Here is a 25,945-nt window from a genome sequence, read left to right on the forward strand (position 1 = left end):
ACAGTTCCCTCACTTTTGTTGGGCATCTTGTGCGCCATGCCCGCTGACTGCTGCACCCGCATCGGGCGCCAGTCTGACGCTATCGATCACCGCCAGCAACGCCACCACGGCAATCAGCGCAAAAGAGAGCCGGAATGCCAGCACGGACGGTTGTGCTCCGGCATGTCCCAGCCCGGCGTCAGCCAGCCGCAACGCCACTGCTGCCAAAGCAATCCCCATGCCCGCGTTCATTTGCTGCAACACGCTGAACAGCGTCGTCGCGCCGGTCATGCGGGCCTGGGGGACATCCGCAAAACCGATGGTATTGAGCGCCGTAAACTGCATGGAGCGGCACAGGCCGCAGAAGAACAGCACCAGGCAGATGAACCACAGCGGGGTCTCTGGCTGGAACATGGCGCACAGCGCAAAGCCGATGGCTACCAGCAACCCATTGCCAACCATGACCGTGCGAAAACCCAGCCGGCGCATGATCCACGTGGTGCCCGGCTTCATGGCCAGATTGCCGGCAAACAGCGCCAGCACCAGAAAACCGGACGTGACTGCACTCCAGCCAAAGGCCAGCTGGAACATCAGTGGCAGCAAGAACGGCGCGCTGCCAATGGCGATCCGGAACAGCGACCCGCCCACTACCGTTACCCTGAACGTGGGAATGCGCAAGGCGGCAAGATCAACCAGCGGCTGGCTGACCCGGCCCATATGCCAGGCGGCTACCGCCAGCGCCACCACACCCAGCACCAGCAAACCGGCCGTGAGGACCAGATCAACCGGCTGATGGCTGGCTGCATCCAGCCCCATCATCAGCGCACTGCAACCAAGGCCACTGCTGACAAAACCCCAGAGATCGAACGCGCGTTTGCCGGCACCGCCCGGTGGCACCAGCTTGAGGGCGAACCCCAGCGCGACCAGCCCCAGCGGCACATTCAGCAGAAAAATCCAGTGCCAGGATAACCAGGTGCTGATCAAACCGCCCACCGGCGGGCCGATCACCGGGGCGACCAGACCAGGCCAGGTAATGGTGGCAATGGCGCGCACCAGTTCATGCGGCCGGGTGTTGCGCAAGACCACCAGTCGCCCTACCGGCACCATCATCGCCCCGCCCAGGCCCTGCAGCACCCGTGCAGCGATAAATTGCGCCAGGCTGGTGCACAGTCCGCACAGCAAGGATGCAAAGGTGAACAGCAAAATGGCCGCACCAAATACCCGGCGCGGCCCGAAGCGGTCTGCCAGCCAGCCGCTGAGCGGAATGAACACCGCCAGCGCCAGCATATAGGCGCTCATCCCGGCCGATAACCGCGCCGGTGCCACGCCAAAGCTGACGGCCATTTGCGGCAAGGCCGTGGTGATGACCGTGGCGTCCAGGTTTTCCATAAAAAACGCCGCCGCCACCAGGAAGGGAACCCAGCGCGCGGCCGCGTTATGGGCGGTTTGCGGACTCACGCAATCGCCCCGCCACCATCCACCAGCACGGTCGAGCCCGTCGCAAACGGTGTGCCTGCCAGATAGAGCACCGCATTGGCGATATCCTGCGGCTGCCCGACCCGTTTTGCCGGCAGGTGGTCTGCCGTTTTGGCAAACACTTGCTCACGGTCTGCCTCTGGCAGCTTGTCCCACAGCGGCGTGACGATCACGCCAGGGGATACCGTGTTGACGCGCACCGGCGAAAGTTCCAGCGCCAGGCCACGCGCCAGCGATTCAATCGCCGCGTTGATGGCGCCTTGCAGAACCGAGTTTTTGCTAGGGCGCACCGACAAAAAGCCCGACACAAAAGTCAGCGAAGCACCCGGAGCAAACCGCGCAGCGCGGGCAATGCGGTAGGCGCCCCAGAATTTGCTGTCCATGGCGCGGTAAGCGTCTTCCAGCGCCAGCTTGCCTACCGGCCCGGTCGGGGTTTGCGCGGCGGAAATCACAATGTGATCCCAGGGCTCGGCATGGGCAAAAAAAGCCTCGATGGCAGCGTTGTCGGTGGCATCCAGCGCAACGGAGGTCACCTCGCCCTCAATCTGGCCAGCGGCCTGGGCCAGCTTGTCGGCAGAGCGCGAAGCGATGGTGACGCGGGCACCTGCTGCGGCAAAAGACTGCGCCACCGCCAGACCGATACCAGAACTGCCACCCACCACCAGAACCCGTTGCTGCGCAAAATGTTGCAAGGTTGTCATGATCATCTCCTGTGAACTGCGTTGGTATGCTGCGCAGTGTAGGCCTTATGGCTGGCGACGATAATCTGGCCAGAAACGGAAAGACTTTTCTGTCCTGTTTGATAATGATCCAGTTTCCCGACGTGTTCCGGCACCTGCGCAGCTTGCCGCTGCCACCGGTTGGGCGGACAATCTCTCCCTCGACTCGGGGTGCTTTTGCACAAGCAAAGGCTGAGAGATACCCGTTACCTGATCCGGATAATGCTGGCGTAGGGAAGTCTTATGGCTCCCTGTCTGCGCGTCATCCGCTGCCTACAAGGAGCCTTCCAGGATGCCCTCTTCCGCCCCTACCCCTTTGCCACTGGCCACACTGGCCCAGGAACTGACGCGTTTTCGCGCCACCCGGCCGCTGGTCCACGTGCTGACCAATGAAGTGGTGCAGGAAATTACCGCCAATGTCTTGCTGGCGGCGGGCGCAGCGCCGGCCATGATCGTGGCGCAAGAAGAAGTCCCCGCCTTCGCCGCGATCGCCGGCGCTGTGCTGATCAATGTTGGCACATTGCACAGCGTACGCCTTGCCGCCATGGAACAAGCCGTCAATGCCGCCAACGCAGCCGGCGTGCCATGGACGCTCGACCCCGTTGCCGTGGGCGCACTCAAATACCGCACCGACTTTTGCCGTGAGCTGATCCGCCAGAAACCCGCCGCCATTCGCGGCAATGCCTCCGAGATCATGGCCCTGGCCGGTGCCGGCATGGGCGGCCGCGGTGTCGATAGCACATCTGGCTCTGATGCCGCACTGGATGCCGCCCGCTTTCTGGCGCATGAAACCGGCGCCATTGTCGCCGTGACAGGCGAGACCGATTACATCACCGATGGCAAAACCACGCTGGCCACGCCCTGGGGACACCCGATCATGACGCAGGTGGTCGGCACCGGTTGTGCGCTTTCGGCGCTGGTTGCGGCCTTTACCGCCGGCGCCCGCAACCGCCTGGACGCGGTGGCCAGTGCGTGCGCCATGGCTGGCATGGCGGGCCAGCATGCGCAAAAACACAGTCAGGGCCCGGGTTCGTTCAAGGCCGCGTTTCTGGATGCGCTGTATCACATCCAGCCGGATAACCTGGCGGAGATCAGTGCGTGAACCCGGTTGATCTGACGCTTTACCTGGTGCTGGACCCCGACCTGTGCGGCGGTCTTGAGAACATGGTCCAGACCGCCCGCAGCGCCGCGCAAAACGGTGCGACCGTGGTGCAATTGCGCGCGCCCGACCAGAAAAAACGCTGGTGGCTGGACGCCGCACAACAACTCAAGGCCGCACTGGACCCATTGGGCGTGCCGCTGATCATCAACGACCATATTGATATTGCGCTGGCGGTAGATGCCGCTGGCGTGCACGTGGGGCAATCAGACCTGCCGCCGGCAGCCGTGCGCCAACTGATCGGGCCGCACAAGATTCTGGGGCTTTCTACCAGCAATGCCGCGCAACTGGCAGCCGTGCCGCTGGATCTGGTCGACTACATCGGCGTCGGCCCGGTTTACCCCACCGGCACCAAGCTCGATGCCTCACCCGTGATCGGGCTGGATGAATTTGCGCAACTGATGCGCGCCAAAACATTGCCAGCCGTGGCCATTGGCGGCATCAAGCACGGCACCGCCGCCCCGCTGATCGCCGCGGGCGTGGAAGGCGTGGCGGTGGTTTCAGCCATTTGCGGCCAGGCCGATCCGGCCCTCGCCACCCGCCAGTTACTCAATGAAATTACCGGAGCACGTTCATGATTGCCCACGCTTTAACCATTGCCGGTTCTGACTCTGGCGGCGGCGCCGGTATCCAGGCTGACCTGAAAACCTTTTCTGCGCTGGGCGCGTACGGCATGAGCGTACTGACCGCACTGACCGCACAAAACACCACCGGCGTCAGCGCCGTGCACCCGGTGCCACCGGCATTTGTCACCGCGCAGATGGATGCCGTGTTCAGCGACATCCGGGTTGATGCAGTAAAGCTGGGCATGCTGGCCACCGCGCCCATCATTGAAGCCGTCGCCGCTGGTCTGGCCCGCTACCAGCCCACCCACGTTGTGCTTGATACCGTGATGATCGCCAAGGGCGGCCACCCGCTACTGGCCGCCGACGCCGTCAGCGCCATCCGCGAACGCCTGTTACCGCTCTCCTCCCTGATTACACCCAATTTGCCGGAAGCCGCCGCATTGCTGGATTGTGAAGTCGCCACCACCGAAGAGGAAATGCGCCGTCAGGGCCATGCGCTGATCGCGGGCGGTGCCAAAGCAGTGTTGATGAAAGGCGGCCACCTGGGCGGCAGCGAGAGCCCGGACTGGCTGATCACCGTGCAGTCGGAAACCCGCTTTGCCAACCCGCGCATTGCCACCCGCAACACGCACGGCACCGGTTGCACTTTGTCTGCCGCGCTGGCAGCCTTGCGCCCGCAGCATGACAACTGGGTAGATACCGTCGCCGCCGCCCGCGCCTGGCTGCAAGAGGCGCTCAAGGCGGCAGACCGGCTGGATGTGGGCCACGGCATCGGCCCGGTGCATCACTTTCACGCCTGGTGGTAAGCAGCACGTTGATCTGACTGCGTTCGTTTGCGGTCTACACTGGCACGGCGGGCGGCGCAGCGCGAGATTCGCCGCACGTCTGGCCGGTTTTTTGCTTGAATCACTTCTGCAACCAACCCCGATTCAGCGGATTCAATGCTTCGTATCCTGCTTGTTACCGACACCGCCAAACCGATTGGCGAGCTGCGCGAAACCTTGCTGCAACAGGGTTACGACGTGCTCACCGACGTGGCCAGTTCGACTGCCTTGCTCGGCAGCGTCGAGCGCCAGCGGCCGGATGTCGTCATCATTGATACCGAAAGCCCCTCGCGCGATACGCTGGAGCAATTGTCGGTCATGAACGCCCTGGCACCGCGCCCGGTGGTGATGTTCACGCACGACTCAGACCAGCAACTGATCCGCGCCGCCGTGGGCGCCGGCGTCACCACCTATGTGGTCGACGGGCTCGATGCCGACAAGTTGTCACCGATTATTGAAGTGGCCATGGTGCGCTTTGCCGCAGACGACAAACTGCGCCAGCGCCTTGCCAAGGTGGAACAGCAACTGGCCGATCGCAAACTGATCGATCGGGCCAAGGGCTTGTTGATGGACAAACGCGGCATGACAGAAGCGGCCGCGTTTGAAATGCTGCGCACCCAAGCCATGAAACAGGGCGTGACGCTGGCGGAAATGGCCCGCCAGATCATCGCCATGGCCGATCTGCTCGGCTGACGGAGAAACCGGATGTCCTCGCTTTTCAGTACCGCCCCCGCCTTTGCCGCCCCGGAGAAAACCCGTTTGCGCCTGGGTTTTGTGCCGCTGACCGATTGCGCCCCGCTGGTGGTGGCGCATACCCGGCAACTGGGCCAGCGCTACGGGCTGGAACTGGAACTGGTCCGGCAATCGTCCTGGGCGGCGGTGCGTGACAAGCTGATCAGTGGCGAACTGGATGCCGCGCATACGCTGTACGGCCTGGTGTATGGCGTGGAACTGGGCATTGGCGGCCCGCAAGCCGATATGGCCGTGCTGATGACGCTGAACCAGAACGGCCAGGCCATTACGGTTTCCAGCCAGCTGGCCGGTTTGCTTAAAAGTGGCCGCACCCTGCGCCAGATTGTCGATACCGCCAGCAAGCCCTTGATGTTTGCCCAGACCTTCCCCACCGGCACCCATGCCATGTGGCTGTATAACTGGCTGGCACGCGAAGGCATCGACCCCATGCGGGAGATCCGCAGTGTGGTCATCGCCCCGCCGGAAATGACCGACGCCATGGCCAGCGGCCTGCTGGATGGCTTTTGTGCGGGCGAGCCCTGGAATGCCAAAGCCGAAGCCGAAGGCGTTGGCCGCACCTTGCTGGCGACGAGCGAAATCTGGCCCGATCACCCGGAAAAAGTCCTGGCCTGCCGACGCGACTTTGCCGCGCTCTACCCCAATACGGCCAAAGCGCTGATCGCCACGCTGCTGGATGCCTGCCAGTGGCTGGATAACCCCGCACACCGGCGTGAATGCGCGCAAACGCTGGCGCAGCCTGAGTACGTCGGCTGCCCGGCAGAATGGATCACGCCGCGTTTTCTGGGCGACTACGGCGCGCTGGCCCAGCCGCCCGGCTTGCGTTTTTTTGGCGATGGCACGGTCAACTATCCCAAAGTGGCCGACGGCGCCTGGTTTGTGCAGCAGTACCAGCGCTGGGGTTTGCTGACCCGCAGCGAGGTCGATCCGGAAGCCGTCGCCTTGCAAGTCAACCAGAGCGCACTGTATGCCGAGGTCGCCGCGCGCAAGGGTATCAGCGCGCCCTTGTAATGCACTTGGCCAGTGCACCGCCCACGTTTGCTTACGCTTGATGCACCGCAACGCAGCACGCCCATGGCTGCGTTGCAGCACGCCTCCACCGGCCGCCAGGCCGCGTCGCCACACACTTTCCGCACTTTTTTCATGACCGCAGCATGATCTGGCACGCCGCTTGCTACATCACCCTTGCCCCCGTGCAATGGCGTGCGGCGGGTCTGTAGTGCACCGGATTACTTCATCGGGTTAGCGGCCAACGACGGCAAGCAACCTGCGGACAACGGCGTCCCTTCCCTCTTTCAAAGAGCGGAACGGACGCCGTTTTTGTTTTTCAGCCACACACCTGCCCACACGCCTGGATACACAGACGGCAAGGCATCTGGAGATACGCACATGGATCGTAGTTTCTGGCGTTCTGGTCATACCCCCACGCTGCTTGCAGCTTTTCTGTATTTCGATCTGAGTTTCATGGTCTGGTACCTTTTGGGCCCCTTGCAGATCCAGATTGCCCAAACGCTGCATCTGACCACCCAGCAACGCGGCCTGATGGTGGCCACGCCGATTCTGGCCGGCGCGGTATTGCGGGTGGTGATGGGCGTGTTGAGCGACCGTATCGGTGCCAAACGCGCCGGTCTGATTGGCCAGCTGATTGTGATCGCCGCCCTCCTGACCGCGTGGCAACTGGGCTTTTCCAGCATGGGTGGCGCCTTGCTGCTCGGCCTGTTCCTCGGTGTTGCTGGCGCCTCTTTTGCCGTGGCACTGCCGCTGGCTTCGCGCTGGTATCCATCGCAACACCAGGGCACGGCCATGGGGATTGCCGGTGCCGGTAACTCGGGCACAGTGCTGGCGGCGCTGTTTGCCCCCACCCTGGCCGCCGCGTTTGGCTGGCAGAACGTGTTCGGCATTGCGTGCATTCCGCTGGTGCTGGTGCTGGGCTACTACTGGACATGCGCCAAAGACGCGCCCACCACCGTCAAGCCCAAGACCTTTGGCGACTACATCAAGATGCTGGGCCACAAAGATGCGTGGTGGTTCATGTTCTTCTACTCGCTGACCTTTGGCGGTTTCTCCGGCTTTGCCAGCGCACTGCCCGGGTTCTTTCATGACCAGTTTGCCTTTGATGCCAAAACCGCCGGCTGGTGTACCGCCGCCTGTGTGTTTGCCGGCTCGGCCATGCGCCCGCTGGGTGGCGTGATTGCCGATCGCATTGGCGGCACCCGTTCGCTGCTGTCGGTCTATGCCGCCGTCACGGTGCTGATTGCCGCAGCCGGTTTCAATATCGGCGGGGCCGCAGGCGTCATCACGTTGTTTATCGGCGCAATGCTGTGTCTGGGTGCCGGTAACGGCGCGGTGTTCCAGCTGGTGCCGCAGCGTTTCAGTGCAGAGATCGGCGTCATGACCGGTTTGATCGGTATGGCCGGTGGCGTCGGGGGCTTTTTGCTGACTGCCAGCCTTGGCGCCATCAAACAAGGCACCGGCAGCTACGCCGCCGGCCTGTGGCTGTTTGCCTGCCTGACCGCACTGGGCTGGATCAGCCTGTCGCAAGTAAAAGCCAAATGGCGCAGCGGCTGGGCCGTCGCCACCGCGCGGGTCTGAGTTGCTCGCCCGCTTTGCAAGATTGCCGTAACTGAACAGGAAAGCGCTCCATGAACAAACCCAGACTCGTCGTCGTCGGCAACGGTATGGCCGGCATCCGTACGGTGGAAGAACTGCTTGCGCTCGCGCCAGGCCACTATGACATCACGGTATTCGGCAGCGAGCCCCACCCCAACTACAACCGCATCTTGCTCTCGCCGGTACTGGCGGGCGAACAGGAGTTCAAGGACATCATCCTGAACCCGCTGTCCTGGTATGCAGAAAACGGCATCACACTCCATACCGGCAAGACCATCACCCAGATCAACCGCGCCCGCCGCGAAGTGATTGCCGATGATGGCACGGTGGTGCCGTATGACCGCCTGTTGCTGGCCACTGGCTCCATGCCGTTCATTTTGCCGGTGCCAGGCAAACAGCTGCGCGGCGTGATCAGCTATCGGGATATTTTTGATACCGAGATGATGATCGATACCGCCAGAGTAAAGCGCAACGCGATCGTCATTGGCGGTGGCTTGCTGGGTCTGGAAGCCGCCAACGGCCTGAAAATCCGCGGTATGGATGTCAAGGTGGTGCATCTGGGCGAATGGCTGCTGGACAAGCAACTGGACGTCACCGCCGGCAAGCTGTTGCAGCAATCGCTGGAAGAACGCGGCCTGAGTTTTCTGCTGCAAAAACAGACCGCAGAAATCCTCGGCAACGAAGCCGGTGAGGTCACCGGCGTGCGCTTCAAGGACGGCACAGAGGTTGCAGCTGATCTGGTGGTGATGGCCGTCGGCATCCGCCCCAACACCGCGCTGGCCGAAGCGGCCGGCTTGCATTGCAACCGCGGCATTGTGGTCAGCGACGCGCTGCAAACTTACGACCCGCGCATCTATGCCGTGGGCGAATGCGTGAACCATCGTGGCGTGGCGTACGGCCTGGTCGCCCCGCTGTTTGAAATGGCCAAGGTCTGCGCCAATCACCTGGCTCATCTGGGCATCGGCCAGTACAAGGGCTCCGTCTTGTCGACCAAGCTGAAAGTCACCGGGATCGACCTTTTCAGCGCGGGCGACTTCATGGGCGGCGAAGGCACTGAAGACATCGTGCTGTCTGATCCGGCGGGCGGCGTATACAAAAAACTGGTGATCAAGGACGAAAAACTGGTCGGCGCCTGCCTGTACGGCGACACCGCCGACGGCGGCTGGTACTTCAAGCTCTTGCGTGAAGGCCGCACCATTCACGACCTGCGCGACCACCTGATGTTTGGCGAATCCGCCATTGGCGACTCTGGCGTGCAAGGCCAAAGCCGCGCCGCCGCCATGCAGGACAGCGACGAGGTCTGCGGCTGCAATGGCGTATGCAAAGGCACCATCGTCAAGGCGATCAAGGACAAGGGTCTGTTCACGGTGGATGACGTGAAGAAGCACACCAAGGCCGCCAGCTCTTGCGGGTCCTGTACCGGCCTTGTGGAACAGATCCTGATGAACACGCTGGGCTCCAGCTTTCAGGAAACGCCCAAGACCAAGGCCGTGTGCGGCTGTACTGATCGCACCCATGCCGAGGTACGCAAGGCTATCCGCGAGCACAAACTGCTGACGCACAAAGCCGTGTACGAATTCCTGGAATGGCGCACGCCCAACGGCTGCGCCACCTGCCGCCCGGCTGTGAACTACTACATGCTCTCCACCTGGCCCAAAGAAGCCGTGGACGACCCGCAAAGCCGCTTCATCAACGAACGCGCCCACGCCAACATCCAGAAAGACGGCACTTTCAGCGTGATCCCGCAAATGAAAGGCGGCGTAACCAACCCGTCTGAACTGCGCCGCATTGCCGACGTGGCCGACAAGTATCACATCCCCATGGTGAAGGTCACCGGCGGCCAACGCATTGATTTGCTGGGCGTAAAGAAAGAAGACCTCGTCAACGTGTGGGCCGATCTGGGCATGCAATCGGGCCACGCCTACGGCAAATCCATCCGTACCGTAAAAACCTGCGTCGGCAGCGAATTCTGCCGGTTTGGCACGCAAAACAGCACCCAGATGGGTATTGATCTGGAAACCATGCTGGCCAATATGTGGAGCCCGCACAAAGTAAAACTGGCCGTCTCTGGCTGCCCGCGCAACTGTGCGGAAGCCGGGATCAAGGACGTCGGCGTAATCGCCGTCGACAGTGGCTGGGAGCTGTATGTCGGCGGCAACGGCGGCATCAAGACCGAAGTAGCGCAGTTCTTGTGCAAGGTAAAAACAGCCGAGGAAGTGAAGGAATACAGCGGCGCGTTTTTGCAGCTGTACCGGGAAGAAGCGTATTACCTGGACCGCACGGTGCATTACATCGACCGCGTGGGGCTCGATTACATCAAGCAAAAAGTGGTCGAGGACGAGGCAGGCCGCAAGGCGTTGTTTGAACGGCTGTTGTACTCGCTGGAAGGGTTACGGGACCCGTGGGCGGAACGGATTGCCGGCAAGCAAAAGCACGAGTTTATTCCGTTGAAGGTGGTGGCATGAGCTGTTTGTCAGGGTTGACGGTGTTAGTGCCTTCGGCACGGGTTTGAAAGACATTTGATACCGGGGGTGCCCGGAGCACGGTACTTTTCTTTGCACCGCCAAAGAAAAGTACCCAAAAGAAAGGCGACCCCGGACTTTTGCCCTCCGGGCTTCCCTCAATCAGTCGGGAGCCTAAGGTCTCCCTCCCTCAATCGGAAAAGTCCTCGACAGGGGGAGAAAGTCAAAAGCGACGGCAACGGCAACACCGCAAAGCGACGGTCTTTGCACACAGACGGTTTGCGGGGTTGAGGTTGCATTTGACTTGCCTCCCCTTGACTGCGCTGAGCATCGCAGCGGGGCCGGGGGTTTCGGCGTAAGGGTGTTTGAGCGAAGCGAGTTCCCTGGAGCCAGCCCGGCCCTGCGAGAAGCGCAAGGGACCCGAAGGGCGCTGTCGCAGGGGTCGCCTTTTCTTTGGTTACTTTCTTTTGGCGAAGCAAAAGAAAGTAACGTGCTCCGGCCACCGCCGGGTTGTAAAACAACGCGCCGAAGGGCGCTAACAATCAGATTCAGCTGCACTTGGCGCGTACCAGGAATAGCAAACCAGGAACAACAAAGGATGACCACCACCATGAACATGAACACCCCCACCCCCTGGGTGCAAATCTGCGCACTGGCAGACATCCCCCAGCTCGGCAGCCGCGTGCTGGAACGCCCCACCGGCAACGTCGCCATCTTCCGTACCGCCACCGACAGCGTCTTCGCCCTGCTGGACCACTGCCCGCACAAGGGCGGCCCGCTGTCGCAAGGCATTGTCCACGGCGAGAGCGTGACCTGTCCGCTGCATGCCTGGAATATCGATCTGGCCAGCGGCCAGGCCCGCGCGCCGGATGAAGGCTGTGCGCGGCGCTTTGCCGCCAAGGTCGAAGACGGCCAGGTGTTTGTCAGCCTGTCCTGATTGTTGATTGCGCATTGCCCGTAACACGGATTCACAGCCGGAGGCCAACAGATGAAAACCACCACCCGATCCACCTGCTGCTACTGCGGCGTCGGCTGCGGCGTGCTGATTGAATCAGATGGCGAGACCATCACCGGTATTCAGGGCGACCCGGCGCATCCGGCCAATTTCGGGCGCTTGTGTACCAAGGGCATGACCCTGCCGCTGACGGCGGCCAGCCAGACCAACCGCGCGCTGTATCCGGAAATCCGCATCAATCGCGACAGCGCACGGCAGCGCGTGGATTGGGATACGGCGCTGGACACCGTGGCGCTGAAATTTGCCGACATCATCCGCCAGCACGGGCCCGATTCGGTGGCGTTTTATATCTCTGGCCAGTTGCTGACCGAGGACTACTACGTCTTCAACAAGCTGGCCAAGGGTTTGATCGGCACCAACAATATCGATACCAACTCCCGCCTGTGCATGTCCAGCGCGGTGTCGGGCTACAAGCTAAGCCTGGGTGCGGACGGCCCGCCCACTTGCTACGAAGACCTGGAACTGGCCGACTGCGTGCTGTTTGCCGGTTCAAACATGGCGTGGGCCCACCCGGTGCTGTTCCGCCGTCTTGAGGCCGCCAAAGCCACCCGCGCCGACGTGAAATGGATTGTCATCGACCCGCGCCGCACCGATACCGCCGCCATGGCTGATCTGCATCTGCAAATCCAGCCGGGGACCGATGTCGCCCTCTTTAACGGCATGCTGCATCACCTGATCTGGGAAGACCTGATCGACCCGGCATTTGTGGCCGAACACACCGAAGGCTTTGCCGAGCTGAAAAAGCTGGTGCGCGATTACACGCCGCGCATGGCGGCAGAAATGTGCGGCATCACTGAAGCCGACCTGATGACCGCCGCCGAATGGTTCGGCCGCAGCCAGGGCGCGCTCTCGCTGTACTGCATGGGACTGAACCAGTCGGCCCACGGCACGGACAAGAACCTGGCGCTGATCAATCTGCATCTGGCCACGCGCCAGATTGGCAAACCGGGCGCCGGGCCGTTCTCGCTTACCGGCCAGCCCAATGCCATGGGCGGGCGTGAGGTGGGCGGCATGGCCACCATGCTGGCCGCGCACCGCGATATCACCAATGCCGATCACCGTGCGGAAGTTGCCAGATTGTGGGGGATCGATACCGGGCGGCTCTCCCCTACGCCGGGCCTGCCGGCGGTAGAGATGTTCAACGCGATCCGCGCCGGCAAAATCAAGGCCGTGTGGATTGCCTGTACCAACCCGGTGCACTCGATGCCGGATATCAACCTGGTGCGCGAAGCCCTGGAAACGGCCGAGTTTGTGGTCGTCCAGGAAGCGTTTCTGAACACCGACACCGTGCAGTATGCAGACGTTGTCCTGCCGGCCGCCACATGGGGCGAGAAATCCGGCACGGTGACCAACTCTGAACGGCGTATCTCTCGCGTGCGGCCGGCCATTCCGGCCCCGGGCGAGGTGCGCGGCGACTGGTGGATTGCCAATGAAGTCGCGCGCCGGCTGGAAGCGCAAATCCACCCTGCCCGTTTCAGCCTGTTTGGCTTTGCCAATGAAGAACAAGTCTTTAACGAACACCGCCGGCTGACTGAAGGCAAGGACCTGGATATCACGGGTCTCTCTTACGGCATTCTGGACAGCCACGGCCCGCAGCAATGGCCCATGCCGATTGTCGAAGCGTATGGCGAAACGCGCGGTCAGGCCCGCCGGTATGAAGATGGCGTGTTCGCCACCGCCGATGGCAAAGCCCGCTTCAATGTCACGCCGTATCTGCCGGTGGCCGAGCCGACCAACTCGCGCTATCCGTTCCATTTGCTCACGGGCCGCCTGCGTGACCAATGGCACGGCATGAGCCGCACCGGCCGCGTGCCGCGCCTGTTTGCGCACACACCGGAAGCCGCGCTGACCATGAACCCGATGGACGCCGAACGCCGTGGTCTCAAGGCTGGCGAACTGGTGAAGGTATCCAGCAAACGCGGCGGGCTGATTCTGCCGCTGAGTTTGTCAGACGAAGTCACCACCGGCAGCGTATTTGCCGCCATGCACTGGAACGGCCAGTTCCTCAATAGCGGTGGCATCAACGAATCAACCATCGGCGCGGTGGATCGCAAATCGTTCCAGCCGGAACTCAAACACGCCGCCGTACGGGTTGAACGCGCCGACCTGCCATGGCGCCTGACCGCCGCTTGCCGGGGCGATACGCAAGCGCTGCAAGCCGCATTGCAACCGTTGCTCAAAGACTGCGCCTACGCCGCCCTCACCATGGCCGGTGAAGACGTGGTGATCCTGAAAGCCGCCGCCGACAGCGCCCCGGCTGGCTGGCTGGAACAACTCTTCGCCGCGCTGAACCTGTTCCCCGGCGCCGACGTGCTGGAATACCGCGACGTGCGCCGCGGCATGGTCAAGCGTGTGGGCTGGCAAGATGGCGCGCTGCATGGCTTTGTCTGGGCCGGCGACGTGACCGGATCAGACCAGTTGCTGGAACAACTGATTGCCGGCGAACCGTGGCAAGGCGCGCGCATTACCGTATTCAGCCCCAAAACCGGCACCGCCACGCGCGACCGCGTGGTCTGCAACTGCAAGCAGGTCAAGGAATCGCAAATCCGCGAACTGGTCGGCCAGGGCGCAGATGTGGATCGCCTGAAAAACAAACTGGGCTGCGGCACCGTCTGCGGCTCTTGTGTCCCCGAACTCAAGCGCATGTGCAGCACCACTGCCGTTGCCCCGTAACGCATAAAGACAAGACTGGAGAACACCATGGATCACGGCAAAGTCACGCTGCTGGGCGCAGGCCCTGGCGACCTGGAACTGTTGACCCTGAAAGCGGTACGCGCACTGGCCGCGGCGGACATCCTGTTACTGGATGACCTGGCCAACGCCGACATCACCACCCTCGCCCCGCAGGCGCGCGTGATCCGCGTGGGCAAACGCGGCGGCTGCAAATCCACCCCGCAGGATTTCATCCAGCGCCTGATGCGCCGTTACGCCGTGCAAGGCAAACACGTAGTACGCGTGAAAGGTGGCGAAGTGCTGCTATTTGGCCGCGCAGGTGAAGAAATCAGCTGGCTGCGCGCACATGGCATCGCCGTCGAGATCATCAACGGCATCAGCTCTGGCCTGGCGGCTGCGGCAGCCATGCATATCTCGCTCACGCACCGGGAACACTGCCAGGGCGTCACCTTTGTCACCGCCCACATGCAAGACCACAGCGAACCAGACTGGCACACCCTGGCCGCCACCGGGACCACACTGGTGATTTATATGGGCATGAGCCGGATCGAGAGCCTGGCCGCTGGCCTGATGGCCACCTTGCCAGGCTCAACCCCCGCCGCAGTAGTGCAGAACGCCAGCACTGCGACGGAACGACGGTTGTTGACGACGCTGGATCAACTCGCCGCCTGTAGCACGCAGCAAGGGTTTGCGAGTCCGGCGATTATTCTGGTCGGCCAGGCGGTTGGGGAAAGTGATGTGGTACGCAGTGACGTTCTGGCTGCCGCATGATTGAAGGGTGTTAGCGCTTGCGGTGGGGTGGTCTGGATACGCGGGGTGCCGGGCCCACCTGCTTTCTTTACTTCGCCCCTTGGCCGTTCTGGATTCCGGCCAAGGGGCCGCCGAGGTCCGGAATGACGAAAAGTGGTGAGGCCAGCCAATCATTCTTGCGAATAGTGGTTTGCGGGGGTTGGGGTTGCCGTTGCTTTTGACGTACCTCCCCCTTGACTGCGCCGAGCATCGCAGCAAGGCGCGGCGATCAAGGCGAAGCGGTAGGCCAAAGGCCGAACTCGCGAGCCAGCCGCGCCTTGCGAGAAGCACAGGGAACTCGCGCAGCGAGCGCCGTCGCAGGGGTCGCCTTTTCTTTGGTTACTTTCTTTTGGCGAAGCAAAAGAAAGTAACGTGCTCCGGCCACCGCCGGTATCAAAACACCGCGCCGTCAGGCGCTAACAACAGCAAAAACTTTAAAGACAGCAGAGACAGCAGCACAAAACCACCATCCCCCCTCACCGCAACCTCTCCCGCACAGTCTCCGCCACCACCACCGCCTGCTGCGGCCGCAGCAAATCACTCAACGCAATCACCCCCACCAACCGCATCGACACCTCATCTGCCACCACCGGCAAACTGGACACCCGCAGTTCCGTCATCCGCCCCGCCACCGCCCGCGCGGTTTCTTCGGGCCGGGCGGTCGCCGGTATATCGCAGAACAACGCGGCACACGGCTGCAGGCTATGCTCCTGATCACGCAACACTTCGCGCTCCAGCATGCCGATCAGGCGCCCTTTGTGAACCACCGGATAACGGCGGTGCCCCTGCGGCCCGCTGAAATAGCGCGCAAACACGGCGGCGGCCGGCTCTGCTCCATCCACCGTAACCAGCTTGCGCGTCATCAGATCAGCCACGTGCTGGCTTTCCAGCGGATCAATACCGTACTCGCGGTAAATGTGCAGACCACGACGGGCAATTTTCTCGGTCATGATGGAGCGGCGCAGCACCAGTGCGGTAAAGCCGTAGGCCACAACGGTGGTCAGCAAGAGCGGCAGCAAGGCTTCGGTGTCGTGCGTCAGGCCAAACGCGAACACGATGGCTGTCAGTGGCGCGCCCAGCACACTGGCCAGCACGCCGGCCATGCACACCAGCGCCCACAACTGGGGCGATCCACCGGGGAGCACGTGCGCCAGTGCCACACCCAGGCCAGCGCCGATCATCAACAGCGGTGCCAGCACCCCGCCAGAGGTGCCAGAGCCCAGCGCAGCCACCCAGATCACGGCTTTGACCGTCAGCAACGCCACCACCACGCCCAGCGCCAGCCGGTTGTTCAGCAAATCGCCAATCACGTCATAACCCACGCCCAGGGCGCGCGGTTCGATCAATCCGCCCAGGCCGACCACCAGCCCGCCGATGGCCGGCCACCACATCCAGTGCAGTTTCAGATGGCCGAACAGGTCTTCGGTTTTGTACAGCGCCAGCGTCACCACCGCTGCAAGCGCACCGCTGAGCAAGCCCGCAATGACGCACGACACCAGCGCCATATCGGTCGCCGGCGGCGTTTGCAGGGCAAACAAAGGACCGGCGCCCAACAGCAGCGGCCGGGCAAAACCGGCCACGGCACAGGCCACGGCGACCGGCAGCAAACTGCGTGGGCGCAATTCGAACAGCAGCAACTCCACGGCCAGCAATACGGCGGCGACCGGCGTACCGAAGATGGCGGTCATGCCCGCGCAAGCGCCAGCCACCAGCAGGGTTTTGCGTTCGGCCGCGGTCAGGTGCAGGAACTGCGCCAGCAATGATCCCAGTGCGCCGCCGGTCATGATGATCGGACCCTCTGCGCCAAACGGGCCGCCGCTGCCAATCACAATGCCGGAAGACAGCGGTTTCAGAACGGCCACGCGGCCAGACATGCGGCTTTTGCCAAACAGGATGACTTCCAGCGCTTCCGGAATACCGTGGCCACGAATCTTGTCGCTGCCAAAACGCGCCATCAGCCCGACCATCAAACCACCCAGCACCGGCACAAGCACCACCCACAGACCCAGATGATGCTGCGCGGGCGAGTGTTCCGCCAAAGACAGCGTCTGAAAAAAGAACAGGTTGGTGAAGAAAAAGATCAGCTTGAGCAACACAAACGCCGCCAGCGTGCCCAGGCCGCCAACCAGCACGGCCAGAGCGGCCAGCAGCAAGAGCCGGTGATCTACGGTGTAGTCGCGGCGGTGATCCCTGTGCGCATGCTGCGGGGTCTGCTTGATGCTTGCTTCAGCCATGGGCTAGCCCTCTTTCTTGTGGCCGATATCGGCATCGTTGAACGCAGTGATCTGGGCGACCCGGAATACCCCTTGCAGGGACTGCAACTCTGCCTCATGCAAGGCGGCAAGGCGTTCCAGGCAGGCTTGCCCAGTCGGCAAGAGATGGACTTCCACCTGACGGCGGTCGGTCTCGCTTTTCTTGCGCGTGACCAGATGGTTTTCTTCGCAGCGGGTGACCAGCGCCACCACGCCGTGATGCTGCAGCTGCAGCCGTTCAGCCAGTTCGCCCACTGTGGCCCAGTCGCGCCCCGGGAAACCGCGCACGTGCAGCATCAACAGGTATTGCTGCGGGGTCAGCCCTTCCTGGCGGGCGGCGGTTTCGCTGAAGTGCATGAAACGGCGCAACTGGTATCGGAACTCGGACAACGCTTCGTAGTGTTTTTTGGTAAGCATGGGGCGACAGGCACATTCGGGAGCGTCATTTATATCACAATATGATATATTTGCCGACTTACCATAAAATCTGAGCGCATACATTGCGCCAACGTACGTTCTGCCTCTGGAATCGTTTGAAATGACGCACTTTTTACAATGGCTGCGCGGCTTTGTGCCGGCGCCATCAACCGCCAGCTTGCGCGAGCGCTTGCTGGGTTGCGTGGGTGCCGGCCTGGGTTTGCTGGTGACCGAGACCATCAGCCGCCATGCGCTGGGTGGCTTGAACCCCTGGTTCATCGCACCCATGGGGGCCTCGGCCGTGTTGTTGTTTGCGGTGCCCTCCAGTCCGCTGGCGCAGCCATGGTCCATCATCGGCGGCAATCTGGTGGCGGCCACCATTGGCGTGGCCTGCGGCATGCTGATCGGCCACAACGGCCTGGGCGCAGGTCTGGCCGGCGCGCTGGCCATTGGCGCTATGTTCAAACTGCGTTGTCTGCATCCGCCCAGCGGTGCGGTGGCGCTCACTGCCGTGATTGGCGGGCCGGCGGTAGCGCAACTGGGGTTTCACTTTGTGATCTGGCCTGTGTTGCTGAACTCGCTGCTGTTGCTGGCCTTTGCGCTGGTTTTCAACAACGCCCTGCAACGACGTTATCCGCACCGGCCGCATGTCCAACCCAATGTGCATCACACCTCTGACCCCAAGCCCACACTGCGCATTGGTGTCACGCCCGACGATCTTGAAGCCGTACTGAAAAGCCGCGGCGAAGAAGTGGATATCAGCCGCGACGATCTGGAAGACATCCTGTTCGCCGCCGAACTGCGGGCGCACCGCCGCCACTTTGGCACGGTACGGTGCGATGAAATCATGTCGCGTGATGTGATCTCGGTACGGCCGGACACGCTGCTGGGCCAGGCCTGGGCCTTGCTGGCAGAACACCGCGTCACCGCCCTGCCCGTGGTGAATGCGCAGGAACAGGTTGTGGGTATTGTGTCGCTGCACGATTTTCTGATCGATAGCGCAGCCAGACAGCCCTTGCCGCAATTGCGGCGGGTGGAGCTGGAAGACAAAGTGGCCAGCATCATGACCACGCGCGTTCTTCGCGCCCGGGCAGAACAACCGATCGACGAACTGGTGACCCTGTTTTCTGATCGCGGCTTGCACCACATGCCGGTGGTCGATGGCGAGCGCCTGGTGGGCATGATCACCCAGTCTGACTTGCTGGCTGCCTTGTACAAAAACCAGGCCGCGCTGATGGCGTAACACGGTGCCTGGTATTCTGTCCGCATTAATTGCATTTAAAATACATATTTGTTAGGCTAACCACATTGCTGCACACAACGCCGTGACTGCAGCCACAGATAGCCATAAACCGGCAAGAAACCAGGTCGTGAATCACGGCCTTTTTCTTCCCCTTTAAATATGCATTTTATATTCCACTTAAAAGGCAAACAGCATGCTTTCCGCCACTTCCCGCCCGTATATTGATGCCAGCGTGCCGGTTCTGCGTGAACACGGTCTGGCCATTACCCGCCACTTTTATGCGCGCATGTTTGCGGCCCACCCGGAGCTGGCCAACCTGTTCAATATGGGCAACCAGGCCAACGGCAGCCAGCAGCAATCCCTGGCTGCGGCCGTGTTTGCCTATGCCGCCAATATCGATAACGCCGCCGCGCTGGGCCCGGTGCTGGAACGCATCGTGCACAAGCACGCTGCGGTCGGTATCAAGCCAGCGCACTACCCAATTGTCGGCCGCCATTTGCTGGCCGCCATTCACGAAGTGCTGGGCGAGGCCGCCACACCGGCCTTGCTGGCCGCGTGGGATGAAGCGTACTGGTTGCTGGCGGGCGAGCTGATCGCCGCCGAGGCGCGTCTGTATCAGCAATCCGGCGCAGAGGCTGGCCACCTGCAAACCCTGCGCGTGATGGAAATCCGTCGCGAAAGCAGCAACGCCGTGTCGTATTACCTGGAAAAACCGCAAGGCGGCTCGCCGGGCGCGTTCTTGCCGGGTCAGTACATCAGCGTGTCCGTGCGTCTGGACGACCAGGACCTGACCCAGCGCCGCCAGTACAGCCTGTCAGACTCGCCCGATAAACCGTGGTGGCGCATTACCGTAAAGCGTGAAGATGGCGATGAAACCACGCCGGCCGGCCAGGTCTCCAGCTGGTTGCACCAGCACCTGAAACCGGGCGACCTAGTGAATGCCACCGTGGCCTACGGCGACTTTCATCCGACGCTGGAGGGTGAGCATCCCATCGTGCTGCTAAGTGCCGGTGTCGGCATTACGCCGATGGTGTCGGTACTTAACACGCTGGTTGCCCGCAACCCGCACCGGCCAACAACGTTTGTGCACGGTGCGCGGCATGGTGATCAACATGCACTGCGCGACGACGTTGCCGTGGCCCGCCGGGCCATGCGCCAGCTGCGTGATATCACCTTCTACGAAACCCCGCGCGATGAAGACCGTGCCGGGCTGGACTTCACCCACGGCGGCCGCATGCATCTGGCCAGCGTGCTGGCTGCCGATACGCCGGACACCCGGTACTACCTGTGCGGGCCGATGGGTTTCATGCAGCAACAATGGCAAGCGCTGCTGACCATGGGGGTTTCGCCAGCGCGTATCCACCGCGAGGTATTTGGCCCGGAGCTACTGGACCATCTGCTGTAACGACTTCACCCCCTTCCCGGCGCTGCTGCAGCGTCCGGCCATCCGGGCCTGGCCTGGCCCGATGGCCCTTTTCATTGTTCACGCAGGCCTGAAGGACCCCCCCTATGCCCGGATCAAACTTGCTGTCGGCCCCGCATCGCGCCGGCTTTTTCAGCGGCAGCGTGGTTTTGCTGGCCGCCATGGCCTGGTGGGCCTGGGTGATTGTGCTGCGGCTGACCGGGGTCAGCGTGGCCTCGCCCATCCCGCCGGCCTGGCTGCATGCCGATCTGATGATCTTTGGCTTCTTTCCGCTGTTCATGCTGGGTTTTATCAATACTGCCGGCCCCAAATGGCTGAATGTCGCCGCCCCCGCCAAAGTGCACTGGGTTGGCAGCATTGCCCTGTACGCGCTGGGGTCCGTGCTGGTGGCGCTGGCCGCGCTGCTGCCGCCATTGCAGGTGGCCGGAGATGCATTGCACGTCGTAGCCTGGGCGTTTGCAGTGTGGATCTGGGCGGATCGCATTCGGGCCAGTGCAGTGGCAGATCGCCGCCATGCCTGGCTGGTGCTGGCGGCCTTTGTGCTGGCATTACCCGCACTGGCCTTCCAGTTGGCAGCCAGTCTGTACCCCGCCACCGTGTACACCGCGTTATGGGTGCAATGCGCCATCCAGATCGGCATCTGGGCGTTTTTGCTACCCGTGTTCCTGATTGTCAGTCACCGCATGGTGCCGTTCTTTTCTGCCTCCGTTTTGCAGCCTTATCAGGCCTGGCGACCCTTCTGGTTGCTGTATGCGTGGCTGCTGCTGGCTTTGGCGCACGCCGGGCTGAGCCTTGTCAGCTGGTTTGCGCCACGCATCAATAGCGGTATCACTGATCTGGTTTTCGCCGGTTTGTTGCTGTACGCCAGCTACCGCTGGTGTTTACGGCGCAGCTTCAAAGTGCCCCTGCTGGCGATGTTGCATGCAGCTTTCCTGTGGGCCGGGATCGCGCTGGCCTTGTATGCCGCGCAGGGTCGGGCGGCCTCAGTTGGCCTGTATGCGGGTGGGCTGGCGCCGCTGCACGCGCTGACTATCGGGTTTTTCTGCTGCACCTTGCTGGGGTTTGTCACGCGCGTCTCGCTGGGCCACTCCGGCCGGCCGCTCGCCATCACGCGGGTGACGTGGGTGCTGTACTGGCTGATGCATGCCGTAGCGCTGGCGCGGCTGGCAGGAGAATTCTTTCCCCATGCCGCCACGCTCTGGTTCAGCATGGCCGCAGTCCTGGCTTTACTGACCGTCGCCACGTGGGGCTGGCGTTATGTGCCGATGTACTGGCAAGCCCGCGCCGACGGCCAGCCGGGCTGAATCAGAAGAACACATGCCCGATCAACGGCGCGGCCAGCACGCTGATCAACCCGGCAGTCATCATGACCAGGCTGGCCACTACCCCTTGTACTTCGCCAATCTGCCGGGCTTTGGCGGTGCCGGCGCCGTGGGCCGCCGCGCCAAAAATGGCGCCATGGGCCAAGCGGCTGCGGATCATGGGCAAACAGGCCAGCACGGTTTCACCAATCGCCATCCCCAACACGCCGGTAATCACCACAAAGACCGCCGCCAGATCAGCCGGGCCGCCCATGGATCTGGCCGCTTCAATGGCAAACGGCGTGGTCACCGAGCGTACCGCCAGCCCCTTTTGCAGCATGACCGACAAGCCCAGCCAGCGCGCCAGCATGACCGAGCTGACCACCGATGTGATCACCGCCGCAATCACCCCGGCACTGATCGACAGCCAGTGTTTGCGCACCATGGCGCGGTTATCGTAAATGGGCAGTGCGAACGCGATGGTCGCCGGGCCCAGCAACCACATCAGCCAGTGCGAATCCGCCATGTAGTCCTGATACGGGATATCGGCCAGCAACACGATGGCAATCAGAATGGCCGGCGTGAGCAGCAGCGGCATCAGCACGATGCGCAAGCTGCGGTCATAAATGCGCTTGTTGGCGTAATACAGCGCAATGGTCAGCACAAAACAGAACGCGGCCAGCATTGAATCAGACATGACGGTTACTCCGGCGGCGGGCCAGTTTGAGCTCAAACTTGTACACCACGTCGACCACAAACGCGGTCACCACCATGACCGCCACGGTAGAGACACCAATCACCGTGCACACGCGCCAGCCCTCGCTGCGAATCAGTTCCGGATGGTTGACCACGGCCAGCACGGCAGGCACAAAGAACAGCAGCATTTCGCCCAGCAACCAGTTGGCGCCGTGACGAATCCAGCCGGTTTTCACCACGCCGGCAAACAGCAACACGGTCAGCATCAGCAGGCCCAGCAAACTGGCCGGAATCGGCACATGCCAACGCGCCTGCATCCACGCGGCCAGCAGCCATAAAGCCGACAGCGCCAGCACCTGCACCGTGACACTGGAGAACTGGCGCACGCGTAGCGCCAGCGGCTTGCCGGGCGCGGCGGAGACAAAAGCGGCAGAGGTGATTGAACTGGACATGATGCGCAAACCAAAGGCGATGCATTAAGTAATGCCGTCAGTATAAAAACGTCCTATCCAGACATAAAATGAATAATAATTACCAGATCAATTCCAATATGGAATGCATTGATCGTCATGGATATCCGCGCCCTGCGTTATTTTGTCGAAGTGGTCCGCCAGCAAAGTTTTACCCGCGCGGCCGAGGCCTTGTTTGTGACCCAGCCGACCGTGAGCAAAATGGTCAAACAGCTGGAAGATGAGCTGGGCGGCCTGTTGCTGCTGCGTGAAGGCCGCAAGGTACTGCTGACCGATGCCGGCAAGGTGGCGTACATCCGGGCGCAGGCGGTACTGGCCGAAGCCGCGCGGCTACGCCAGGAAGTGGCCGAAGTCGATGGCATGGCGCGGGGCGAGTTGAAAGTGGGCATTCCGCCCATGGCCGGGCGCTATCTGGCGCCGGTGATCGGGCAGTTTCGCAAGCTGTATCCCGGTGTGACCTTGCGCTTGCAGGAACAAGGTGGCCGCGCGCTGGAAGAAAGCGTGGTCAATGGTGATCTTGATCTGGGTATTACCGTGCTGCCGGCCACCACATCCGGCCTGGCCACCCTGCCCGTCACCCGCCAGGCGCTGGTGGTGGTTTACCCCGCCGGACAAGCACCGGACAGCGCTGCGCCGGTGGCCATTGCCGATCTGGCCGACTGGCCCTTTGTGATGTACGAAGATGATTTTGCGCTGGCGCACATGATTGTCGCGGCGTGTGAGCAAGCCGGTTTTTCGCCGCAAGTGGCCGGGCATAGTCGGCACTGGGATTTCATTGGCGAGATGGTCGCGGCGCAGATGGGCATTGCCCTGCTGCCGGAGCCCATTGCCCGGCAACTGGACCCGGCGCGGGTGGCGCTGCGGCCCCTGGCAGACCCGACGCTGGTCTGGCAACTGGGCTTTGTCTGGCGCCACGATTACCTCTCCCGCGCGGGCCGTAGCTGGCTGCAGTGTTGCGAGGCGCAGTTTGGCAAGGCGTCCGCATAACGTTTAGGGCCGCGCCTTGTGCACCGTCGTTGGCGTCTGCACCGCATGCGCGCTGGCGGTCTCCATCATCTGCGCGCAAGGCGTGTCTTTGGCGGTGCCGATATCCACCAGCGGCAGCAGCGCCAGCGGCGGCGAGATAAACGCCAGCCCGACCGCGGCGGCCGCACGCCCCACCGGTTGCGGCAACGACGGGCGCACCGACGGCTTTTTGAACGGGCCGCTGATATTAATCGGCCCGCGGAACGCCACCAGGCTGATGTCCTTGGGGTTGGACTTGAGCGCCATATCAATGTGCTCATCGCGGAAATTGATATTGCCGCTGCCGGTGACCACCTGTTTATCGGTATCCAGAATCAGCGTTTTGATGGTGGCGTCGCCATTGGTTGCCCCCAGATCCGCCACCATGCAGCGCACCGGCACGGGCTTGTCGCCGGTAAACAGGATCGGCACCAGGTTGGCGACATCCAGATTGGTCAGCCGCATCAAAAGCTTGCTGATCTGGCCGCCATCCATGATCACCGCCACATTGCCATTGGCCGAGCCCAGCATTTTCGCCACGCTGTTGCCCTGCATATCCAGCCGCGCCTTGCCACCAACCAGACCGGCGCTGGCCTCTTTGCTCTTACCCAGTTCCGGCACCAGCTGCGTCAGTTGCAGGCGGCTGGCCGAAGCATCCACCGCGGTTTTGAGCGGCGTGGCATTGCTGTCCAGGCTGAGCTTTGACACCACATGACCACCGGCCACACCGACGTTGAGCGGGTCAAACCGCAGCACGCCATCTTGCAGCAGCAAATGCGCGTCCAGGTTATCCAGCGGCAAGCTGGCATTGACGATCTGCGCCCCATGGAACTTCACGTCGGCATTGGCCACGTTCAGCTTTTCCACGTTGAACGGGTTATCCGGCAGTACCCGATCACCTTTGGGCGGCGCCGGCTGACCGCTTTCCGAACGGGCGCCGATAAAGCCGGAGAAATCGGCCAGATCCACCTTTTGCGATTGCAGATCCGCCGTGATCATCTTCGTTTTTGGGGCCAGATCGACCGCAAAATTGCCGGACAGATCACTGCTACCCACGCGCCCGGTAAAGCGCTGCAATTGCCAGACCTGATTCTGGTGCTGCAAATGCCCGGCAAGGCGGTACGGCGGCGTGGCGGGCAGCGGCAGTTTCAGAATGGGAAAAAGTTGCGCCAGGCTCTGGCCTGACAGATTGAAGTTGAGCGACAACACGCCCAGCTTTTGCGGATTGGTCACGGTGCCTTTGGCGGCAAAACGCGTTTGTCCCACCACGCCGGAAGCTTCCAGCGGGTATGGTTTATCGGCTTCACGCAGGTCCAGCACGCCGCCGCCGGTGGCATTCACATTGAAATCGAGCTTGCGGAACGCCCCTTTCGCGGCGATATCAATCGCGGCTTCGGCGCCTTCCAAGCCGTTTCGGGTGGCCACAGTCGCGTTGACATCAGAACCCTGGGTATCCAGGTAATGGACGTGTCCGTTCTCGACATTGACCTGGCCCAGTTTCACGGCGGGCGCGCTGCTGCTGGTCTGGTCATTGCTGCTGGTGGCCAGTTTGTCGAAGGTCCAGTTATTCTGGCCCTGTGCGTTTTGCTCCAGCGTGACATCCGGGCCGGTCAGCACCACACGCGGCAACTGGACTTCCTTGTGCAGCAGGGGCTTGAGCGGCAGGTCGAACTCCAGTTTTTGCAAGCTCGCCATGGTGGGCGTCTTGCTCCACGGCGCATTGGCCAGCGTCAGCCCTTCGGCCGTGATGGTCGGCGTCCAGCCCAGCTTGACGTCCAGATTGCCAGTAATGGCAAATTGCCGGCCCAGCTTGTCCGATACGCGTTCCGCAATCGGCCCGCGCAGCATGTTCCAGTTAAAGAGATAAATGGCCAGCGCAATCAGCGCCACGATCACCGCCAGCACGGCAGGCCAGCGTCTTCTGCGTTTTGTGGTCATGAACCGGATACCCCGCAGCTTTGGTGTTGGATACGCCCCCTGTCACCATTATTCGCCGCCATCGTCCCCGCGCCATCCGCCCACCGCCCCTTGCCACGCCAGAAAACACCTACACGGCGTCCATGTCGGCATTGTCCTACACGGCGACGCGAGGCTTTCCCCTGCAGGCCGCGTATGC

21 protein-coding genes and 1 riboswitch are annotated in these 25,945 nt (G+C 62.2%); of the genes, 14 read left to right on the plus strand and 7 right to left on the minus strand.

Translation table 11 applies throughout. The features are described from left to right. Positions 1-9: 9 nt before the first annotated feature. Entirely contained in the window at positions 10-1,437 is a 1,428-nt protein-coding gene (locus tag IEX57_RS06380; RefSeq protein WP_229708804.1) for an MFS transporter, read from the minus strand. Then, entirely contained in the window at positions 1,434-2,156 is a 723-nt protein-coding gene (locus IEX57_RS06385) for an SDR family oxidoreductase (protein WP_188703374.1), read from the minus strand. Before IEX57_RS06385 ends, IEX57_RS06380 begins: the two co-directional genes overlap by 4 nt. Before the next feature lie 175 nt (positions 2,157-2,331). Next, positions 2,332-2,428: riboswitch (TPP riboswitch) on the plus strand. A gap of 38 nt (positions 2,429-2,466) precedes the next feature. Here IEX57_RS06385 and thiM point away from each other — a divergent pair. The 10 genes from thiM (at position 2,467) to cobA (ending at position 15,004) form a co-directional block, all read left to right on the plus strand. Further along, on the plus strand, positions 2,467-3,276 hold the full coding sequence (thiM, locus tag IEX57_RS06390; RefSeq protein WP_188703375.1) for a hydroxyethylthiazole kinase: 810 nt from the start codon (positions 2,467-2,469) through the stop codon (positions 3,274-3,276). Then, on the plus strand, positions 3,273-3,911 hold the full coding sequence (gene thiE, locus IEX57_RS06395) for a thiamine phosphate synthase (RefSeq protein ID WP_188703376.1): 639 nt from the start codon (positions 3,273-3,275) through the stop codon (positions 3,909-3,911). The genes thiM and thiE overlap by 4 nt, the downstream gene beginning before the upstream one ends. After that, entirely contained in the window at positions 3,908-4,705 is a 798-nt protein-coding gene (gene thiD, locus IEX57_RS06400; protein ID WP_188703377.1) for a bifunctional hydroxymethylpyrimidine kinase/phosphomethylpyrimidine kinase, read from the plus strand. Before thiE ends, thiD begins: the two co-directional genes overlap by 4 nt. Before the next feature lie 135 nt (positions 4,706-4,840). Further along, positions 4,841-5,416: an ANTAR domain-containing response regulator gene (locus IEX57_RS06405; protein WP_188703378.1), complete on the plus strand. Its 576-nt coding sequence runs from the start codon at positions 4,841-4,843 to the stop codon at positions 5,414-5,416. A gap of 12 nt (positions 5,417-5,428) precedes the next feature. After that, positions 5,429-6,484, plus strand: coding sequence for a CmpA/NrtA family ABC transporter substrate-binding protein (locus IEX57_RS06410; RefSeq protein ID WP_188703379.1), 1,056 nt, complete (start codon positions 5,429-5,431; stop codon positions 6,482-6,484). A 378-nt stretch (positions 6,485-6,862) separates the two neighbouring features. Then, the gene (locus tag IEX57_RS06415) at positions 6,863-8,065 is read left to right on the plus strand and encodes a nitrate/nitrite transporter (protein ID WP_188703380.1); all 1,203 of its coding nucleotides are present in this window, start codon (positions 6,863-6,865) and stop codon (positions 8,063-8,065) included. 50 nt (positions 8,066-8,115) lie between these two features. After that, complete coding sequence (gene nirB / locus IEX57_RS06420) at positions 8,116-10,548, plus strand: nitrite reductase large subunit NirB (protein ID WP_188703381.1); 2,433 nt, start codon at positions 8,116-8,118, stop codon at positions 10,546-10,548. A gap of 595 nt (positions 10,549-11,143) precedes the next feature. Then, positions 11,144-11,482, plus strand: coding sequence for a nitrite reductase small subunit NirD (gene nirD, locus IEX57_RS06425; protein WP_229708807.1), 339 nt, complete (start codon positions 11,144-11,146; stop codon positions 11,480-11,482). Between the two features lie 51 nt (positions 11,483-11,533). Further along, positions 11,534-14,233 (plus strand): nitrate reductase, encoded by a 2,700-nt coding sequence (locus tag IEX57_RS06430; RefSeq protein WP_188703382.1) that lies wholly within the window; start codon positions 11,534-11,536, stop codon positions 14,231-14,233. Positions 14,234-14,260: 27 nt separating this feature from the next. Then, entirely contained in the window at positions 14,261-15,004 is a 744-nt protein-coding gene (cobA, locus tag IEX57_RS06435; protein ID WP_188703383.1) for a uroporphyrinogen-III C-methyltransferase, read from the plus strand. 494 nt (positions 15,005-15,498) lie between these two features. On the opposite strand, the gene IEX57_RS06440 is transcribed toward cobA, so the two are convergent. Together IEX57_RS06440 and IEX57_RS06445 are read right to left on the minus strand one after the other, a co-directional pair. Further along, the gene (locus IEX57_RS06440; protein ID WP_188703384.1) at positions 15,499-17,256 is read right to left on the minus strand and encodes a chloride channel protein; all 1,758 of its coding nucleotides are present in this window, start codon (positions 17,254-17,256) and stop codon (positions 15,499-15,501) included. A gap of 3 nt (positions 17,257-17,259) precedes the next feature. After that, positions 17,260-17,691: a MarR family winged helix-turn-helix transcriptional regulator gene (locus tag IEX57_RS06445; RefSeq protein ID WP_188703385.1), complete on the minus strand. Its 432-nt coding sequence runs from the start codon at positions 17,689-17,691 to the stop codon at positions 17,260-17,262. A gap of 121 nt (positions 17,692-17,812) precedes the next feature. Here IEX57_RS06445 and IEX57_RS06450 point away from each other — a divergent pair, with 121 nt between their 5' ends. From IEX57_RS06450 to IEX57_RS06460, 3 genes are all read left to right on the plus strand, one after another. After that, entirely contained in the window at positions 17,813-18,934 is a 1,122-nt protein-coding gene (locus IEX57_RS06450) for an HPP family protein (protein WP_188703386.1), read from the plus strand. A gap of 193 nt (positions 18,935-19,127) precedes the next feature. Then, positions 19,128-20,339 (plus strand): NO-inducible flavohemoprotein, encoded by a 1,212-nt coding sequence (gene hmpA / locus IEX57_RS06455; protein ID WP_188703387.1) that lies wholly within the window; start codon positions 19,128-19,130, stop codon positions 20,337-20,339. Positions 20,340-20,443: 104 nt separating this feature from the next. Beyond that, entirely contained in the window at positions 20,444-21,661 is a 1,218-nt protein-coding gene (locus IEX57_RS06460) for an NnrS family protein (protein WP_188703388.1), read from the plus strand. Position 21,662: 1 nt separating this feature from the next. On the opposite strand, the gene IEX57_RS06465 is transcribed toward IEX57_RS06460, so the two are convergent. Both IEX57_RS06465 and IEX57_RS06470 read right to left on the minus strand, forming a co-directional pair. Further along, positions 21,663-22,355, minus strand: coding sequence for an LrgB family protein (locus IEX57_RS06465; protein WP_188703389.1), 693 nt, complete (start codon positions 22,353-22,355; stop codon positions 21,663-21,665). Further along, positions 22,348-22,806 (minus strand): CidA/LrgA family protein, encoded by a 459-nt coding sequence (locus IEX57_RS06470; RefSeq protein ID WP_188703390.1) that lies wholly within the window; start codon positions 22,804-22,806, stop codon positions 22,348-22,350. The genes IEX57_RS06465 and IEX57_RS06470 overlap by 8 nt, the downstream gene beginning before the upstream one ends. Positions 22,807-22,923: 117 nt before the next feature. On the opposite strand from IEX57_RS06470, the gene IEX57_RS06475 reads away from it, so the two are divergent. Further along, complete coding sequence (locus tag IEX57_RS06475) at positions 22,924-23,811, plus strand: LysR family transcriptional regulator (RefSeq protein ID WP_188703391.1); 888 nt, start codon at positions 22,924-22,926, stop codon at positions 23,809-23,811. A 3-nt stretch (positions 23,812-23,814) separates the two neighbouring features. Here IEX57_RS06475 and IEX57_RS06480 read toward each other — a convergent pair whose 3' ends face one another. After that, positions 23,815-25,767, minus strand: a complete 1,953-nt coding sequence (locus tag IEX57_RS06480) for an AsmA family protein (protein WP_188703392.1) — start codon at positions 25,765-25,767, stop codon at positions 23,815-23,817. Positions 25,768-25,945 lie beyond the last annotated feature (178 nt).

Origin of the sequence: Silvimonas iriomotensis (assembly GCF_014645535.1) — a bacterium.
Taxonomy (GTDB): Bacteria; Pseudomonadota; Gammaproteobacteria; order Burkholderiales; family Chitinibacteraceae; genus Silvimonas; species Silvimonas iriomotensis.

Bases quoted from the DNA above. Each gene is read 5' to 3' on its own strand.
- IEX57_RS06445 (WP_188703385.1), bottom strand. From the start codon at position 17,691: ATGCTTACCAAAAAACACTACGAAGCGTTGTCCGAGTTCCGATACCAG.
- IEX57_RS06440 (WP_188703384.1), bottom strand. From the start codon at position 17,256: ATGGCTGAAGCAAGCATCAAGCAGACCCCGCAGCATGCGCACAGGGAT.
- thiD (WP_188703377.1), top strand. From the start codon at position 3,908: ATGATTGCCCACGCTTTAACCATTGCCGGTTCTGACTCTGGCGGCGGC.
- IEX57_RS06465 (WP_188703389.1), bottom strand. From the start codon at position 22,355: ATGTCTGATTCAATGCTGGCCGCGTTCTGTTTTGTGCTGACCATTGCG.
- hmpA (WP_188703387.1), top strand. From the start codon at position 19,128: ATGCTTTCCGCCACTTCCCGCCCGTATATTGATGCCAGCGTGCCGGTT.
- nirD (WP_229708807.1), top strand. From the start codon at position 11,144: ATGACCACCACCATGAACATGAACACCCCCACCCCCTGGGTGCAAATC.
- IEX57_RS06470 (WP_188703390.1), bottom strand. From the start codon at position 22,806: ATGTCCAGTTCAATCACCTCTGCCGCTTTTGTCTCCGCCGCGCCCGGC.
- IEX57_RS06450 (WP_188703386.1), top strand. From the start codon at position 17,813: ATGACGCACTTTTTACAATGGCTGCGCGGCTTTGTGCCGGCGCCATCA.
- IEX57_RS06385 (WP_188703374.1), bottom strand. From the start codon at position 2,156: ATGACAACCTTGCAACATTTTGCGCAGCAACGGGTTCTGGTGGTGGGT.
- IEX57_RS06410 (WP_188703379.1), top strand. From the start codon at position 5,429: ATGTCCTCGCTTTTCAGTACCGCCCCCGCCTTTGCCGCCCCGGAGAAA.
- IEX57_RS06415 (WP_188703380.1), top strand. From the start codon at position 6,863: ATGGATCGTAGTTTCTGGCGTTCTGGTCATACCCCCACGCTGCTTGCA.
- IEX57_RS06475 (WP_188703391.1), top strand. From the start codon at position 22,924: ATGGATATCCGCGCCCTGCGTTATTTTGTCGAAGTGGTCCGCCAGCAA.
- IEX57_RS06480 (WP_188703392.1), bottom strand. From the start codon at position 25,767: ATGACCACAAAACGCAGAAGACGCTGGCCTGCCGTGCTGGCGGTGATC.
- IEX57_RS06460 (WP_188703388.1), top strand. From the start codon at position 20,444: ATGCCCGGATCAAACTTGCTGTCGGCCCCGCATCGCGCCGGCTTTTTC.
- IEX57_RS06405 (WP_188703378.1), top strand. From the start codon at position 4,841: ATGCTTCGTATCCTGCTTGTTACCGACACCGCCAAACCGATTGGCGAG.
- thiM (WP_188703375.1), top strand. From the start codon at position 2,467: ATGCCCTCTTCCGCCCCTACCCCTTTGCCACTGGCCACACTGGCCCAG.
- cobA (WP_188703383.1), top strand. From the start codon at position 14,261: ATGGATCACGGCAAAGTCACGCTGCTGGGCGCAGGCCCTGGCGACCTG.
- IEX57_RS06430 (WP_188703382.1), top strand. From the start codon at position 11,534: ATGAAAACCACCACCCGATCCACCTGCTGCTACTGCGGCGTCGGCTGC.
- nirB (WP_188703381.1), top strand. From the start codon at position 8,116: ATGAACAAACCCAGACTCGTCGTCGTCGGCAACGGTATGGCCGGCATC.